Origin of the sequence: Thioalkalivibrio sp. ALJT, from assembly GCF_000381825.1 — a bacterium.
GTDB lineage: Bacteria > Pseudomonadota > Gammaproteobacteria > Ectothiorhodospirales > Ectothiorhodospiraceae > Thioalkalivibrio.
Window position 1 is genome coordinate 94,015 of record NZ_KB907130.1, and the last position, 14,251, is coordinate 108,265.

Below are 14,251 nucleotides of genomic sequence, written 5' to 3' on the forward strand. Positions count from 1 at the left end.
TTCCTCGATTACGGGATGGTGGGCAGAAAGACCGGGCGGCCGTCGATCTCGCCGACGCTCAGGGACTGGTTGTACAGACGCTCCAGCGCGCCGGGTACCAGCATGGTCGGGGTTGGCCCCCAGCAGGCGGCGCCGTCCGGGAACAGCAGCAGAAGGTGGTCGCAGTAGCGTGCCGCCAGGTTCACGTCATGCAGCACGAGGATGGCCGCCCGGCCGGCTTGCGCCGCGATGGTGCGCACCCGGTTCAGTACTGCTACCTGGTGGTGGAGGTCGAGCTGGCTGGTGGGTTCGTCCAGCAGCAGCAGCGCGGGATCCTGGGTGAGGACGGTGGCGATGGCCAGGCGCTGGCGTTCGCCGCCGGAAAGCGTATCCACCAGTCGGTCTTCCATGCCGCTCAGATCCATCTCCGCCAGCGCGCGGCGGGCGAGGGTGTAGTCCTGTGCCGTCTCGATGTCCCAGGGGCGCAGATACGGGTGGCGACCAATCAGCGCGGTCTCCAGTACGGTGGCCGGGAAGCCGTCGTGGTGCTTCTGAAACACCAGCCCAAGGCCGCGCGCCAGGTCGCGGCGCGCGTGCTGTGCCAGCGGGGTCCCCTGCAGTTCGACGCGACCGGCGCGGGCATCGCGCAGACCGGCCAGGGTGTGCAGCAAGGTGCTCTTGCCGGCGCCGTTGGGCCCGAGGATGCCCCAGCATTGGCCGGGGTTTACCGTCAGGTCCAGGGGCGCCCCGGCCGTGCGACCGGGGACGTCGATGACCAGATTGCGCGTGGCCAGCAGGGTGTCCGGCCCCGGGGCCTCATGCACGCTGCGGGCCTCCGCGACGTCGCGATGCGGTTGCGGGCGGGCGACGGGTTGCGGGCGCTCGGCCATCAGCGGCTCCGGTAGAGCAGGAAAAGAAATACGGGGACCCCCAGCATGGCGGTAATAACCCCGACCGGGAGCTGTTCCGGCGCGATGATGGTGCGGGCGAGGGTATCTGCCAGGGTGAGCAGGATGCCACCGGCCAGAGCTGAGGCCGGCAGGATCACGCGCTGGTCGTTGCCGAATATCAGGCGCAGCATGTGCGGCACGATCAGGCCGACAAAGCCCACCGCCCCGACCTGTGTCACGGCGGTCGCGGTGATCAGCGCGGCTGCGATGTAGATGCTCCACTCCACCGGGCGTACCGCAACACCCAGGGCGGCGGCCTGCATCGGGCCGCGTGCTAGTACGTTCAGCGTGCGTCCCAGCGGCAGCGCCAGCAGTACGACCAGCACCAGCACGCCCCAGGCCGGGTAGGGGTTCGTGGCATGCGACACATCCCCCATCAGCCAGTACAGCATGCCGGGCAGTTCCGCGGTGGGGCTGACAGCCAGGATGAAGCTGATCATTGCGCCCCAGCCAGCGGCTACGACCACCCCGGTGAGCAGCAGGCGCGTTGGTGTCCAGCTGCCGGTGCCGTGGGCAAGACCGAACACGATCACGGTGGACAGCAACGCGCCTGCGAAGGCGGCTACCGAGACGGAGAACATCGACAAACCCGCCAGCATGGCCAGTAGCGCCCCGACCGAGGCCCCGCCGGACAGCCCCAGTACATAGGGATCGGCCAGTGGGTTGCGCAGCAGCACCTGCATCAGCGCCCCGGCGATCCCCAGCAGCCCGCCGGCCGCGAATGCGGCCAGGGCCCGTGGCAGGCGCAGGTCCAGTACCAGCGTGCTGTGCAGGCGCGAGGCATCATCGGTGAATACGGCCAGCAGCTCGGCCATGGGGATGGCCACGCTGCCAAAGGCCAGCGCGACCAGTACGGCCAGCACGGAGGCCGGCAACAGCACCCCGATTGCCAGCAGGAAGGCGCGGGTCATCGGCGTGCGCGCCGCGCAACCGCCGGCGCGCAGCGCCCGCGAGGATGTGAAATGAGCCGCATGGTGTTATCGATCCGGGCGACGCAATCGCGCGCGTTCCAGTTTCTCGCACATCAGGGCGGTCCCTTCGGCAATGCGCGGCGTGTGCCGTTGCAGTAGCGAAGGGGCAATGAAGAACAGGTTGTCGCGCTGGACGGCCGTCAGGTCCTCCCAGCGTTCCCAGGCGCGTACCCAGTCGGGCCGGTCCTCGCCCATGCCGCCACCGATGATGACCTCGGGGTCCGCTTCGATCACCGCCTCGCGATCCATGCGCGGGACCAGTCGGTCGAGGTGACCGAAGACGTTGTCGCCGCCGCAGACCTCGATTGCCTCGGCGATCAGGTGCTGGTCGTTGATGGTCATCAGCGGCTGTTCCCAGACCTGATAGAACACCCGGACCGGGGGCCGGTGGGCGTACTCGTCGCGCAGGGCCTCGATACGGTCAAGGAAATCCTGTGCGGCGGCATCGCCCGCGGCTGCGGTACCTGCCAGGCGGGCGATGCGCCGCATGCTGGAGGCGACGCCCTCGAAGCGTCGCGGCTCCGAGACATAGACCGGGATGCCGAGATCGCGCAGGCGTTCGATCTGGCTGCCGGCGTTGCCGCTGCGCCAGGCAATGATCAGGTCCGGCTCCAGTTTCAGCACGCGTTCCAGGTCGATGCGGCTGTAGCCGCCGACCCGGGGGAGGTCGGCGGCCTCTGGCGGGTAGTCGCTGTATTGAGTGGCCCCAACCAGGCGATCGCCCGCGCCGACGGCGTACACGACTTCGGTGATGTGCGGGGCCAGGCTGACGATGCGCTGGGCGGGCTGGTCGAGGCGCAGCTCGTGGCCGCCATCGTCCTCCACCGTCACGGGCGAAGCCGCGGCCATCATGGGAACAAGTAGTGCCAGTAAGCTGCCGGCTAGGGTGAAGGTTCGGCTTTTTTTGATCATTGAAATCCGTTAGTTAGGAGATATTCTTAAGGTCAAGGCGCGAAATTGTTGGGCGCCAGATCATCGGCGATGATAGCAGCCGATCACAAGGGCCTACGCGTAGGCCTGGTGGCCAATGCAGCCATATCGGCGTATCCTTATATGCCCGCTTGTCCGATGCCGCGCAAAGATTTGCGGGATTCAAGCGAACACCGATCCATCGGCACAGCCGCGTGGCGCCGCGGTGTTTCCGCGACCGGGCGGCCCGGAAACACCGAATGGTTTGATCCGGGTTTTCTTGCGCCCGAGGTCTACTTGCACACGGGATGATGGTTTTGCATCACACGATGCTGGATGCGGCGGTCGTGCATGCCCCGGTGCTGACACGATTGTTATGGATCGGGAAGCGGGTAGAGGGTCGGCGCCGCCCCGCAGGCGCACCGGCCCGGAACCCCGGCCTGCCAGCCAGACCATGGTGAGTAGGTACTGCGCGGTAAACTGTCCGCCGATCTGGCGGTGTCGTGGTGCGCGCGCCCGGAGACGATTCTGGAGACGGCAACGCGGGTCCATGAATGCGGATCGGCGTCGCCCTGAAAAACCTGCGACGGTGCAGTGGGTGCCGGTTGGCTGGACGTTTGCCGCTCGGGCATACGGACAGCGGCCGGTTGCTATGTTGCGCGATCGCCCCGACGGAAGTCCGCATGTCCTCCGACACCCCTGCTCGTACACCCCATGCCTTTGTCGCGGATGCACGCAAGGCGATCTATCGCGTGATCGCCGAACGCCGCGATATGCGGCATTTCCGCCCCGAACCGGTGGACCCGGCGGTTTTGCGGCGGTTACTCGAGGCGGCGCACCAGGCCCCGAGTGTGGGTTACATGCAGCCGTGGCGGTTCCTGCGCATCACCGCTCCCGCCTTGCGCGAGCGCCTGCATGGTCATGTGGCCGCGGAGCAGGAACGTACCGCACAGGCCTGTGGCGAGCGCGCGGCCGAAGTGCAGCGGCTGAAGCTGGAGGGTATTCGTGATGCCGGCGAAGTGCTGGTAGTCGCGCTGACCGATCGGCGTGAACGCTACGTGCTGGGGCGACGAACCTTGCCGGAAATGGATCTGTGCTCGGCCGCCTGTGCGATCCAGAACCTGTGGCTGGCCGCGCGGGCCGAGGGGCTTGGCATGGGCTGGGTGTCGCTGTTCGACCCGGAGTGGCTGGCAACAGCGCTGGAGATGCCTGCCGGGGCAAGTCCGATCGCGATCCTCTGCCTGGGGCATGTGGACGGCTTCTACGAACGCCCGATGCTGGAGCAGGCGGGCTGGGATGAGCGCCGATCGCTGGACGAACTGATTTTCGAAGACCGCTGGGGCAGTAGCGGTGACACGCTAAAGGGAGAACAGAAGGGTGAATGATCCGATACTGATCGCGTTTCTCACGCTCGTTGGGGCGCTGGTAGTGGATCGCATGTTCGGGGACCCGAAGCGCTGGCACCCGCTGGCCGGTTTCGGCCTGCTGGTCCAGCGCATGGAGCGGCGCTTCTATCACGATGGCCGGGTCCGCGGCGCAATGCTGCTGGCCGCACTGGTCGTGCCCGGCGTGTTGGTCACGCTCTGGTTGCAGCAACTGTTGCCGGTCTGGCTGGTGGGGCTGATCGTGCTGACGCTGGCGCTGGGCTGGCGCAGTCTGGACGAGCACGCCGAACGCGTCGCGCGCGCACTGGAGATCGACGATCTGGGCCAGGCGCAGCAGGAAGTGCAGAAGCTGGTCAGCCGCGACAGCGAGGCCCTGGATACGAGGGGCGTCAGCGGCGCGACAGTCGAGTCCGTGCTGGAGAATGGTAATGATGCCCTGTTCGGCACTATTTTCTGGTTCCTGGTGGCCGGCGCGCCCGGCGTGGTGCTGTATCGCCTGGTGAATACGCTGGATGCCATGTGGGGCTACCGCAACGCGCGTTACTCGCGCTTCGGGTGGGCGGCTGCGCGGCTGGATGACCTGTTGAACTGGGTCCCGGCGCGCCTGACCGCACTGGCGTACGCTCTGGCCGGACGTACCCGCGATGCCTTGCAGTGCTGGCGCGAGCAGGCCCCGGCCTGGAAGAGCCCCAATGCCGGTTCCGTGATGGCCGCCGGAGCGGGGGCCCTGGGACTGGTGCTGGGTGGTACCGGTCAGTATCAGGGCGAACCCCAGTGGCGGCCGCGGCTGGGCATGGGGGCGATGCCGGATGCCGCCGGCATTCGTGCGGCGATGGGGCTGGTAGACCGGGCGCTGTCGTTGTGGATGGGTGCGATCGTGGTCGGGGTCAGCATTGCGATCCTGTGACCCGCCGGCTGCCGCTGCAGAGGTAGCCGGGGCCGCGCTGACCCAGGTCCATGGCGGCGGCCTGCGCGCGGCGGCCAGGCATTACGGGATCGCGCCGGAACACTGGCTGGACCTGTCAACCGGCATCAACCCAAACGGCTACCCGCTGGGCTTGCCCCCGGCGGTGGTCTGGGCGCGTCTGCCGGAGTCGGATGACGGTCTGGAGGCGGCTGCGGCGCGCTATTACGGCTGCGAGGGGTTGTTGCCGCTGCCCGGCTCGCAGGCAGCCATCCAGCTGCTGCCACAATTGCGTCCGGTGGCCGCCCGGGTCGGGATCCTGGCACCCAGCTACAACGAGCATGCGCGGGGCTGGCGCCTGGCCGGGCACCGGGTCGAGGCGCTCCCGGCGCTTGGTGAAGGGGTGCAGGCCGCGATCGAGGCGCGTCTGCCGCATCTGGATGTGCTGGTGCTGGTCAACCCTAACAACCCGACCGGACTGCGCGTGCCCGTGGAGACGCTGCTGCGCTGGCACCAGCAGCTCGTGGGTCGCGGCGGCTGGCTGGTGGTGGACGAGGCCTTCATGGACACGGTGCCCGAGCATAGTGTGCTGACGGCGACCCCGGATTCGGGCCCGGGACCGGGGTTGCTGGTGTTGCGATCGCTGGGCAAGTTCTTCGGGCTGGCCGGGGCGCGGGTCGGGTTCCTGTCGGCAGAACCGGCGCTGCGGGCGGCGCTGGCGGAGCGGCTGGGCCCGTGGGCGCTGTCCGGCCCGGCGCGCTGGGCCGCCACGCGCGCACTGGAGGATCGCGCCTGGCAGGAGCAGACCCGCGCGACCCTGACACTGGCAGGTGCGCGCCTCGAGCAGCTACTGCGGCGCTGCGGGATAACGACTGCGGGGGGGGCTGCACTGTTTCGCTGGGTACGGCGCGAGGATGCGGTCGTGCTTCAGGATGCGCTCGCGCGACAGGCCATCCTGGTGCGTCGTTTCGACGACCCCGCCAGCCTGCGTTTCGGGCTGCCGGGCGACGAGGCTCAGTGGCACCGTCTGGAACAGGCACTGGAGGCGTTGTGAACGCTACGACGCTGATGGTGCAGGGGACCACCTCGGATGCCGGCAAGAGCGTGCTCGTGGCCGGGCTCGCGCGCGTGCTGCATCGGCGCGGGCGGCGTGTGGCACCGTTCAAGCCACAGAACATGGCGCTGAACAGCGCGGTCACCGTGGACGGTGGCGAGATCGGTCGTGCCCAGGCGCTGCAGGCGGCGGCCTGCGGCCTGGAGCCGCATACGGACTTCAATCCGGTGCTGCTCAAGCCCAGCTCGGATCAGGGCGCGCAGGTCATCATCAATGGTCGCGCGGCGGCGCAGATGGATGCGCGTGCCTACCACGACTACAAGCCGGCGGCGTTTGCGGCGGTGCGGGCGGCGCATGCGCGGCTGTGCGCCCGCTTCGAGCATGTGCTGGTGGAAGGCGCCGGCTCGCCGGCGGAGATCAACCTGCGCGCGGGGGATATCGCGAACATGGGTTTTGCCGAGGCGGTGGACTGCCCGGTGATCCTGGTTGCGGATATCGACCGCGGCGGGGTGTTCGCCCATCTGGTCGGCACCCTGGCGCTGCTGAGCGCAAGCGAGCGCGCCCGAGTGCGCGGCTTCGTGATCAATCGTTTCCGTGGCGACGTGGCCCTGCTGCAGTCTGGGCTGGACTGGCTGGAACAGGAGACCGGCAAGCCGGTGCTCGGCGTGATTCCGTACCTGCACGGGCTTTATCTGGATGCCGAGGATGCCCTGCCGCGCGAGGCAGTGCCGGAGAAGGCTACGGATGCGCTGAAGGTGGTCGTGCCGGCCCTGCCGCGTATCTCCAACCATACCGATTTCGACCCGCTGCGCCTGCACCCGGCGGTGGATCTGCGTTTTGTCGGGCCTGGCGAGTCGTTACAGCCGGCGGATCTGGTGATCCTGCCGGGGTCCAAGGCGGTGCGCAGTGACCTGGCCTGGCTGCGCGCGCAGGGCTGGGACGCCGCGCTGGAGCGGCATGTGCGCTACGGTGGCCGGGTGCTGGGGATCTGCGGCGGCTTCCAGATGCTGGGCCGAGCCGTGCACGACCCGGACGGAGTGGAGGGTTCCGCGGGTTCGACCGCGGGTCTGGGTCTGCTGGAGGTGGAAACGACCCTGGCCGCGGAGAAGCGTCTGGCGCGGGTCCAGGGGCGCCAGGTGCTGGACGACTCGGTGGCGGTGTCCGGCTACGAGATCCACGCCGGGGTGACCCGCGGGGACGGACTGCAGCGGCCACTGCTGCAGCTCGAGCACGGGCCGGACGGCGCGCGCAGCGAAGACGATGCGGTGATCGGCAGCTACCTGCACGGGATGCTGGACCAGGCCGGGGCACTGGCCACGATCCTGGAATGGGCGGGCCTCGCACCGGGACAGACGCAGACTGAGGACCTGGACGCTACACGTAAGCGTGGTCTGGAACGCCTGGCCGACACGCTGGAGGAATACCTGGACATGGAGCGAATCCAACGCCTGCTGCAGCCGGGTGGAACGGGGAAGGGCACCGGATGAAGACGCTGATCCTGGGGGGCGTGCGCTCGGGCAAGAGTCGGCTGGCGGAACGTCTGGCCGCCAGCTCCGACCGGCCGGTCACCTACGTGGCCACGGCCCGCGCCGACGACGCCGAGATGGCGCGCCGGATCGAGCGGCACCGCGCGGACCGTCCGGCCGACTGGGGGCTGATCGAGGCGGGCACCGATCTGGCTGCGCAGATGGAACGGGCCGCGGCGCCAGGCCGCTGTCTCCTGGTGGATTGCCTGACGCTGTGGCTCACCCAGCTTCTGTGCAGCGAAGACGAGCCACGGATCGAACGCGAGCGCGAGGCGCTACTGGAGACATTGCCGGCGCTTCCGGGAACGCTGATCCTGGTCAGCAACGAGACCGGGCTGGGGATTACCCCGATCGATCCCCTGTCGCGCCGCTTCGCCGACGAGGCCGGCTGGCTGCACCAGCGCCTGGCCCCGAAGATGGATCGCGTCGTGCTCACTGTCGCCGGCCTCCCGCACATCCTGAAAGGCGAACCGCTGTGAAAGCCCGGCTCTCGGCCGCGCTGCGGCCGGGATGAAGATCGGCGGTCGGGATGACAGTGCGAAGGGGCTGTGGTGTGGAAGAGGGCAGGTGGGTGGCCCGGGCTGGCGACACGGGGGAGTTTGCAGGTGCAGAGCGAGGAGGGGATGTGACCGAGGATTGTGACTGGCTGCAGGTGCCACCGGCGCCACTGGATGCGGACGCCGGCCGCGCGGCGGCGGAGCGGCAGGGCCAGCTGACCAAGCCGCCGGGTGCGCTCGGGCGGCTGGAGGGCGTGGCGGAACGACTGGCCGCAATGCAGGGCCGCACTTGCCCGGCCATCGAACGGATCCAGATCGCGGTGTTTGCCGGTGATCACGGGGTCGTGGAGGAAGGCATCTCGCGCTTTCCGCAGTCGGTGACGGCTCAGATGCTGGCGAACTTCGCCTCCGGTGGTGCGGCGATTGCGGTGCTGGCGGGGGAGCTGGGCGCGGAGCTGGAGGTGATCAATCTGGGCACGGCACACGCGGTGCCCGGGGCTGCCTCCATCCGGGAGGTTGCGCTGGGCCCGGGTACGGCCAACCTCGCACGTGAGGCCGCAATGACGCCGGGGCAGCTGGAACAGGCCCTGAACGTGGGGCGCCAGTGCGCGGAACGCGCCCGGCGCGGCGGCGCGCAGTTGTTCATCGGTGGGGAGATGGGGATCGGCAATACCACGGCGGCAGCCGCCCTGGCCTGTTCCATCCTGGAACGCCCGGCGGTTGAACTGGCCGGGCCCGGTACGGGGCTGGATGCACCAGGCGTGCAACACAAGGCCGCGGTAATCGAACATGCACTGGCGCTGCACGCCGGAGTAAGGGGCGACGCCCTGGGCAGCCTGGGCGCGCTGGGCGGTTTCGAGATCGCAGGGCTTGCGGGGAGCTATATCGCGGCGGCGCAGATCGGGCTTCCGGTGCTGGTGGATGGCTTCATCAGCACTGCCGCGGCGCTGGTGGCTACGCGGCTGTGCCCGGGTGCCGAACAATGGTTCTTCTACGGGCATGCCTCGGCGGAACCGGGGCATGCGCGGCTGCTGGAGGCGCTGGCGGCCGAGCCTCTGCTGGGCCTGGAGATGCGCCTGGGCGAGGGCAGCGGCGCGGCGATGGCCGTGCCGCTGTTACGCCTGGCCTGTCAGCTGCATGCCGGCATGGCGACCTTTGCCGAGGCCGGCGTGTCCGGTGAGGTCGGGTAAACGGCATGGCACGCATCGGCCTGCTGCGCCACGGCGAGACCACGGGGAGCGGCTTTCGCGGTAGCGGCTGCGATGACCCGCTGACCGTAGCGGGTGAACAGGCGATGCGGGCAGCGTTTGCCGACTCCGGTCCGTGGGACCGCATCGTGACCTCTCCGTTGCAGCGGTGCCGGCGCCCTGCTGAACGCTTTGCGCAGGTTGCCGGACTGCCGCTGCAGAGCGAACCCCGGTTCCGGGAGCTGCACTTTGGTGACTGGGAAGGGCGGACGGCGGAGCAGATCATGCAGCAGGACGCGGATGCCCTGGGGCGCTTCTGGCAGGACCCGTTCGGTTGTCCGCCCCCGAACGGTGAGGATCTGGCCCGTTTTCGCGACCGGGTACTGGAGGGCTGGGCGCGGCGCGTGGTCACGCCGGGGGACCGGGTGCTGGTGGTCACGCACGGCGGCGTGATCCGGCTGCTGCGTGCGCATCTTGAGGGCCAGCCGCTGGAGCAGTTGCTCGCGATCGAGGCCCCGCTGGCCTCGCTTCATGTGGTGGAAGTGGCAGGATGAAATTCCGAAACCCCCGATGGTTGCAGGCGGTGGGGGTGTGCGGGCCGGTAAAGCTCGTGGTGATTCCGGGCGCTGGCGGAGGCTTCGTGTGCAGGCACGCTCCTGCAGGGGGAATGCGAAGGGCGTTGGGGCCGGGCGGTGGCGTGCAATGGAAGATCGAGCCGGGGGGTGTGGTGTGAACGCGATACTGGCGCCTGTGTGGCTGGCGGTGCAGTTTCTGACGCGATTGCCGACGCCGGCACTGGAACCACAACCGGGGGATCTCGGGCGTTCGTTGCTGGCGTATCCGCTGGTCGGACTGGTTCTGGGACTGCTTCTGGCGCTGGCGGGCATGACGCTGACGGCGATCCCCGGTGCGCCACCCCCGCTGGTGGCGGCGCTGCTACTGGCGCTCTGGGTGGGTCTTACCGGTGCGCTGCATCTGGACGGGCTGGCCGATACGGTAGATGCCCGGGTCGGCAGTCACCGCGACCCGGAACGCGCCCGCGCCATCATGAAGGACCCCGCCAGCGGGCCAATGGCGGTCGCGGCGCTCATCCTCGTGTTGCTGGTCAAGTTCGCGGCCCTGGTGGCCGTGGTGGAGGCCGGTGCGTGGATCGTCGTGCTGCTGGTGATTGTGGTGGCTCGCCTGGTGCCCCCGGTGCTGTTTCTGACGATGCCCTACGTGAACCCGACAGGGCTGGGCGCGGAGATGGCGCAGCACCTGCCTCGCAGGGCTGCCACGGGCGTGATTGGCAGCGTGACCTTGCTGCTGCTGGCGCTGGGGTTGGTGTCCGGACTGTGGGGCGTGATTCCGGCCCTGCTCGCCACCGCGCTGCTCGTCTGGGGCGCCACCCGCGCCCTGAAAGACTGGCTGGGCGGCTTCACTGGCGACACCGCCGGGGCCACGCTGGAACTGGCGGAGACCTGCGTGCTGGTGATCCTGGTGTTGACGCTCGGCCCGTATTAGGACACCCATGATGTGATGATGCACGCACGTCTGGCCTGATCGGAGGGGCCGAGGCCGGCCCCGGCAAACGCATTGCGTAGCACACACCACCTTCATCGCGATCTGGCAGAGCCGTATTGGTACCAACCGGGCGGGTGCCGGCTTGTCATGGAATGGTCATGTCTTTGCCACATACTCCAGCCATGACCGTGATGACTCCATTCAATCCCGTGCGCTGGACGCTGCGCACGTTCCTGAATCCACTGGCCGCGGTGCGCGCGGCCGGGGCGCTGGACTCGGTGCCGCCGTGGTGGCAAACCTTCCTGCGGCTGGCGTTTCCGGTGTTGCTGGCCAGCGTGATTATCAGTCAGTGGCTCTACCAGATAATCCCTGCCGGTTTGCCGCCCGAGGCGATGCCGAACGCCTGGGGTTTCGGGCTTTACAGCGTGCTGGCCATGAGCGTGGGCACCCTGGGGCTGGCCTGGTCCGCGCATTACCTGTCGGAGTTGTTTCAGGGCCGGGGGGACCCCGACCGGGCCATGCTTGCGGTGAGTATCGGATTGTTGCCGGCCTGGGTCGGCAAGGTGGCGGCCGCTTTCCCGTGGCCCTGGGGCAACAGCATCGGGCTGGCGCTGATCTTCTACAGCCTGTGGCTCCTGTACTGGTCGCTGCGCGGCATCCTCGGGCTCAAACGGGGCAACCGCATCGGCCTGTTCGTGGCCACCATCTTTTGCGGGGCCTTCATCACCCTGATCTTTGGCTGGGCGCTGATGGACCTGATCCCCGGTGCCACCCCCGAGCATCGCATCGGCACCACCTGGCTGATCTAGCCCGCCCGCGTTCCACTCGGACGGGCCCCAACCTGGATCACCGCGGGCACCGCAAAGCCCGCATCGCCACAGGGCGGTCATCCCGGAAACCGTGCAGGGGTTATCGGGATCCTGGCGTTGGGAGATCGGAAAGTCGTTGGGGCTTCATTCCGGAAACCGTGTCGGGATGCGGGGCAGGGTCCGGGGCGGGATAGTCCGTCAGTGGGTGCGGAGGCGTCGGACAGATGTTGGGGGACGCGTCCGGGTGGGCGTATGGCCCGCTATACTGGCCCGAAACGGACGAAAGACCGGGAGGCGTATGGCGGCGCGGAAGGCAGGCAGAAAGGTGAAAGCGAAGCCCTCCAGGGTCGGGGGGTTGGTCAAGAAGGCCCGGCGGGCGTTGGATGATGGCGCATTTGACGAGTTGCAGAGCCTGTGCGGGGAGATCCTCGGCATCGAGCCGGACAGCACCGATGCACTGCGGTTGCTGATTCAGGCGGCGTTCGAACGCCAGCAGTACAGCACTGCGACGTTATATGCATCGAAGCTGGTCCAGATGCATCCGGAAGACGCGGCCGGCTACAACGCCCTCGCCGGCATCCTGATCCTGCGCGGGCGTTACGATGCGGCCGGGGCTGCGTTGCGGGAAGCGCTGCGGCTGGACCCCGATATGCTCCTGGCGCTGGATAACTACGCGATCGTATTGCAGGCCGAGGGGAAATGGGAGGAGGCCTCCGAGATTCTGGAATCCCTGGTCGCGACGGATCGGCACAAGGCCAAGCTCTGGTTCTCCTATGCCCATTCCCGCTATTTTTCGCCGGAGTCATCCACGCGCCACGAGCTGGAGCGCGTGCTGAAGAAGGGTAAATACGACCTTCGCGATCAGGGTCGTATGCACTTCGCGCTGGCCAAGCTGCGGCATGATGCAGGCGAGGTGGATGCCGCCTTCGAATCCTACCAGGCGGGCAATCGCTGCCAGGCGGAAGTGATCGGGAAAGAGGTCGAACAAGTCCGGGCCGGCGCGATGCGCAAGACCTTCCGGGCAACCGAAAAGCTATTCGATACGCAATGGGTGGCCGGGATTCAGGGGCCCGAGGTATCGCCCAGGCCGCTGACGCTGGTGCTGGGCCCGCCTCGCTCTGGCAAGTCCTTGCTGGAGGGTGCGCTTGCTGCCCACAGTCGTATCCGCGATTACGGCGAGCTGGCAGCCCTGAGGGAGGTGCTGACCCAGTTGCCGAGTGCGGTACGCAAGCGGTACCCGCTGGTGTTGCGGGAGATGGACGGTGCCGGAATTCAGCAACTGCGGACCTGGGTGGATGCCACCTGGGGCGAACCGCGGGATCCGGCTATCCGGACACATCTTCTGACCAACCCGGGGAACATCCTGCATGCGGGCACCATCATGACGCTGAATCCGGATACGCGCCTTGTCTTCTGCGAGCGGGATCCGGTCGAGAACGCGATGGCGATCTTTATGCGCTGGTTTGCACACAGGCTCCCGTATGCCTGGGCGGTCGACACCATTGCGGAGTTCATCGTCCTGTACCGAGGACTCACGGACCACTGGGAAGAACTGTTCCCGGATCGGGTGCAGCGCATCCGCTACGAGGAGATGCTGGAGGCACCGGACCGGCATGTGAGCGACGTACTGCAGGCGCATGGACTGGACTGGGAACCGGATTGTGCCAATGCGCATGGTGAGGCGATCACGCCGGAGACCGTGGGTGTCAGCGGCAGCTCCAGTCGGCGTAGCCAGATCAACCCCGCGTTTGGAGGCCTGGGCGAGGTGTATGCCGCGTATCGGCCGATATTCGTCCGGGCACTGGATGCAGCGGCCGAACGGGCGCAGCGACCCTCAATCCGCATCCGCCAGGGCTGAGGGCAGAACGCGTTACCCGGGCGACCGGGCGCCATGCAAAAAAACCGAAAAACCGGCTAAAGGAACGGGTTGAGTGGTCGTTAAGGGAACTGAAGGCGGGTCAGGACCGCCAACCGAACCGCCCGAGGCGGCGAGTTACGACTCTACAGGAGAGCGACCATGTCCCAAATCATCAACACCAACATTCTGTCGCTGAACGCCCAGCGGAATCTGGGTGCCTCGCAGGGTGCCCTGGCACAGAGCCTGGAGCGTCTGTCCTCGGGCCTGCGGATCAACAGCGCCAAGGATGACGCGGCCGGTCTGGCCATTTCCGAGCGTTTCAGCACCCAGATCCGTGGTTTGAACCAGGCGGTGCGCAACTCCAATGATGGCATCTCCTTCGCGCAGACTGCGGAAGGGGCATTGAGCACGGTGGGTGATGCCCTGCAGCGGGCGCGTGAACTGTCCGTGCAGGCGGCGAACGATTCCAACTCGGCGTCGGATCGTCAGGCCCTGAATGACGAAGTGCAGCAGTTGATGTCGGAAGTTTCGCGCATTGCCAACAGCACCGAGTTCAACGGCGGCCGCATCCTGGATGGCAGTGTCGAGGATATCTTCTTCCAGGTGGGCGCGAACCAGGGTCAGACCATTGCTGTGAACGGCGTCGACTCGCGCACCTCCGAGCTGGGTGTGACCGAGGTGGCCGGCACGAATGGCCTGACGCAGGAACAAATCACCGA

13 protein-coding genes and 1 pseudogene are annotated in these 14,251 nt (G+C 67.7%); 11 read left to right on the top strand and 3 right to left on the bottom strand.

What is annotated here, in order from left to right:
- Positions 1-8 precede the first annotated feature (8 nt).
- The 3 genes from G332_RS0111020 to G332_RS0111030 all read right to left on the bottom strand — a co-directional run bounded on the left by G332_RS0111020 (position 9) and on the right by G332_RS0111030 (position 2,752).
- A complete protein-coding gene (locus tag G332_RS0111020) occupies positions 9-869 on the bottom strand; it encodes an ABC transporter ATP-binding protein (protein WP_019627051.1) in 861 nt (286 codons plus the stop codon).
- The gene (locus tag G332_RS0111025) at positions 869-1,840 is read right to left on the bottom strand and encodes an iron ABC transporter permease (protein ID WP_019627052.1); all 972 of its coding nucleotides are present in this window, start codon (positions 1,838-1,840) and stop codon (positions 869-871) included. The genes G332_RS0111020 and G332_RS0111025 overlap by 1 nt, the downstream gene beginning before the upstream one ends.
- Positions 1,841-1,906: 66 nt before the next feature.
- Complete coding sequence (locus G332_RS0111030) at positions 1,907-2,752, bottom strand: cobalamin-binding protein (RefSeq protein ID WP_019627053.1); 846 nt, start codon at positions 2,750-2,752, stop codon at positions 1,907-1,909.
- A 740-nt stretch (positions 2,753-3,492) separates the two neighbouring features.
- On the opposite strand from G332_RS0111030, the gene bluB reads away from it, so the two are divergent.
- From bluB to G332_RS0111085, 11 genes and pseudogenes are all read left to right on the top strand, one after another.
- Positions 3,493-4,194, top strand: a complete 702-nt coding sequence (bluB, locus tag G332_RS0111035) for a 5,6-dimethylbenzimidazole synthase (RefSeq protein ID WP_019627054.1) — start codon at positions 3,493-3,495, stop codon at positions 4,192-4,194.
- Between the two features lie 7 nt (positions 4,195-4,201).
- Complete coding sequence (gene cbiB, locus G332_RS0111040) at positions 4,202-5,101, top strand: adenosylcobinamide-phosphate synthase CbiB (RefSeq protein WP_026340809.1); 900 nt, start codon at positions 4,202-4,204, stop codon at positions 5,099-5,101.
- Between the two features lie 37 nt (positions 5,102-5,138).
- Entirely contained in the window at positions 5,139-6,152 is a 1,014-nt protein-coding gene (cobD, locus tag G332_RS0111045; RefSeq protein ID WP_081619808.1) for a threonine-phosphate decarboxylase CobD, read from the top strand.
- Positions 6,149-7,639: a cobyric acid synthase gene (locus G332_RS0111050; protein WP_019627057.1), complete on the top strand. Its 1,491-nt coding sequence runs from the start codon at positions 6,149-6,151 to the stop codon at positions 7,637-7,639. The genes cobD and G332_RS0111050 overlap by 4 nt, the downstream gene beginning before the upstream one ends.
- The gene (gene cobU / locus G332_RS0111055; protein WP_019627058.1) at positions 7,636-8,157 is read left to right on the top strand and encodes a bifunctional adenosylcobinamide kinase/adenosylcobinamide-phosphate guanylyltransferase; all 522 of its coding nucleotides are present in this window, start codon (positions 7,636-7,638) and stop codon (positions 8,155-8,157) included. Before G332_RS0111050 ends, cobU begins: the two co-directional genes overlap by 4 nt.
- A gap of 146 nt (positions 8,158-8,303) precedes the next feature.
- The gene (cobT, locus tag G332_RS0111060) at positions 8,304-9,365 is read left to right on the top strand and encodes a nicotinate-nucleotide--dimethylbenzimidazole phosphoribosyltransferase (protein ID WP_019627059.1); all 1,062 of its coding nucleotides are present in this window, start codon (positions 8,304-8,306) and stop codon (positions 9,363-9,365) included.
- Between the two features lie 5 nt (positions 9,366-9,370).
- The gene (locus G332_RS0111065; RefSeq protein WP_019627060.1) at positions 9,371-9,916 is read left to right on the top strand and encodes a histidine phosphatase family protein; all 546 of its coding nucleotides are present in this window, start codon (positions 9,371-9,373) and stop codon (positions 9,914-9,916) included.
- Positions 9,917-10,091: 175 nt separating this feature from the next.
- Entirely contained in the window at positions 10,092-10,865 is a 774-nt protein-coding gene (cobS, locus tag G332_RS0111070) for an adenosylcobinamide-GDP ribazoletransferase (protein WP_019627061.1), read from the top strand.
- A gap of 182 nt (positions 10,866-11,047) precedes the next feature.
- Positions 11,048-11,674, top strand: a complete 627-nt coding sequence (locus G332_RS0111075; RefSeq protein ID WP_019627062.1) for a YIP1 family protein — start codon at positions 11,048-11,050, stop codon at positions 11,672-11,674.
- A 298-nt stretch (positions 11,675-11,972) separates the two neighbouring features.
- Entirely contained in the window at positions 11,973-13,532 is a 1,560-nt protein-coding gene (locus tag G332_RS12920) for a sulfotransferase (protein ID WP_196800065.1), read from the top strand.
- A gap of 159 nt (positions 13,533-13,691) precedes the next feature.
- Positions 13,692-14,251, top strand: a pseudogene (locus tag G332_RS0111085) (flagellin); the annotation flags it as partial.

Excerpts from the sequence above, each read along its gene's own strand:
- G332_RS0111075 (WP_019627062.1), top strand. The coding sequence starts at position 11,048 with ATGACCGTGATGACTCCATTCAATCCCGTGCGCTGGACGCTGCGCACG.
- G332_RS0111065 (WP_019627060.1), top strand. The coding sequence starts at position 9,371 with ATGGCACGCATCGGCCTGCTGCGCCACGGCGAGACCACGGGGAGCGGC.
- G332_RS12920 (WP_196800065.1), top strand. The coding sequence starts at position 11,973 with ATGGCGGCGCGGAAGGCAGGCAGAAAGGTGAAAGCGAAGCCCTCCAGG.
- cobU (WP_019627058.1), top strand. The coding sequence starts at position 7,636 with ATGAAGACGCTGATCCTGGGGGGCGTGCGCTCGGGCAAGAGTCGGCTG.
- G332_RS0111020 (WP_019627051.1), bottom strand. The coding sequence starts at position 869 with ATGGCCGAGCGCCCGCAACCCGTCGCCCGCCCGCAACCGCATCGCGAC.
- bluB (WP_019627054.1), top strand. The coding sequence starts at position 3,493 with ATGTCCTCCGACACCCCTGCTCGTACACCCCATGCCTTTGTCGCGGAT.
- G332_RS0111030 (WP_019627053.1), bottom strand. The coding sequence starts at position 2,752 with ATGATGGCCGCGGCTTCGCCCGTGACGGTGGAGGACGATGGCGGCCAC.
- G332_RS0111025 (WP_019627052.1), bottom strand. The coding sequence starts at position 1,840 with ATGACCCGCGCCTTCCTGCTGGCAATCGGGGTGCTGTTGCCGGCCTCC.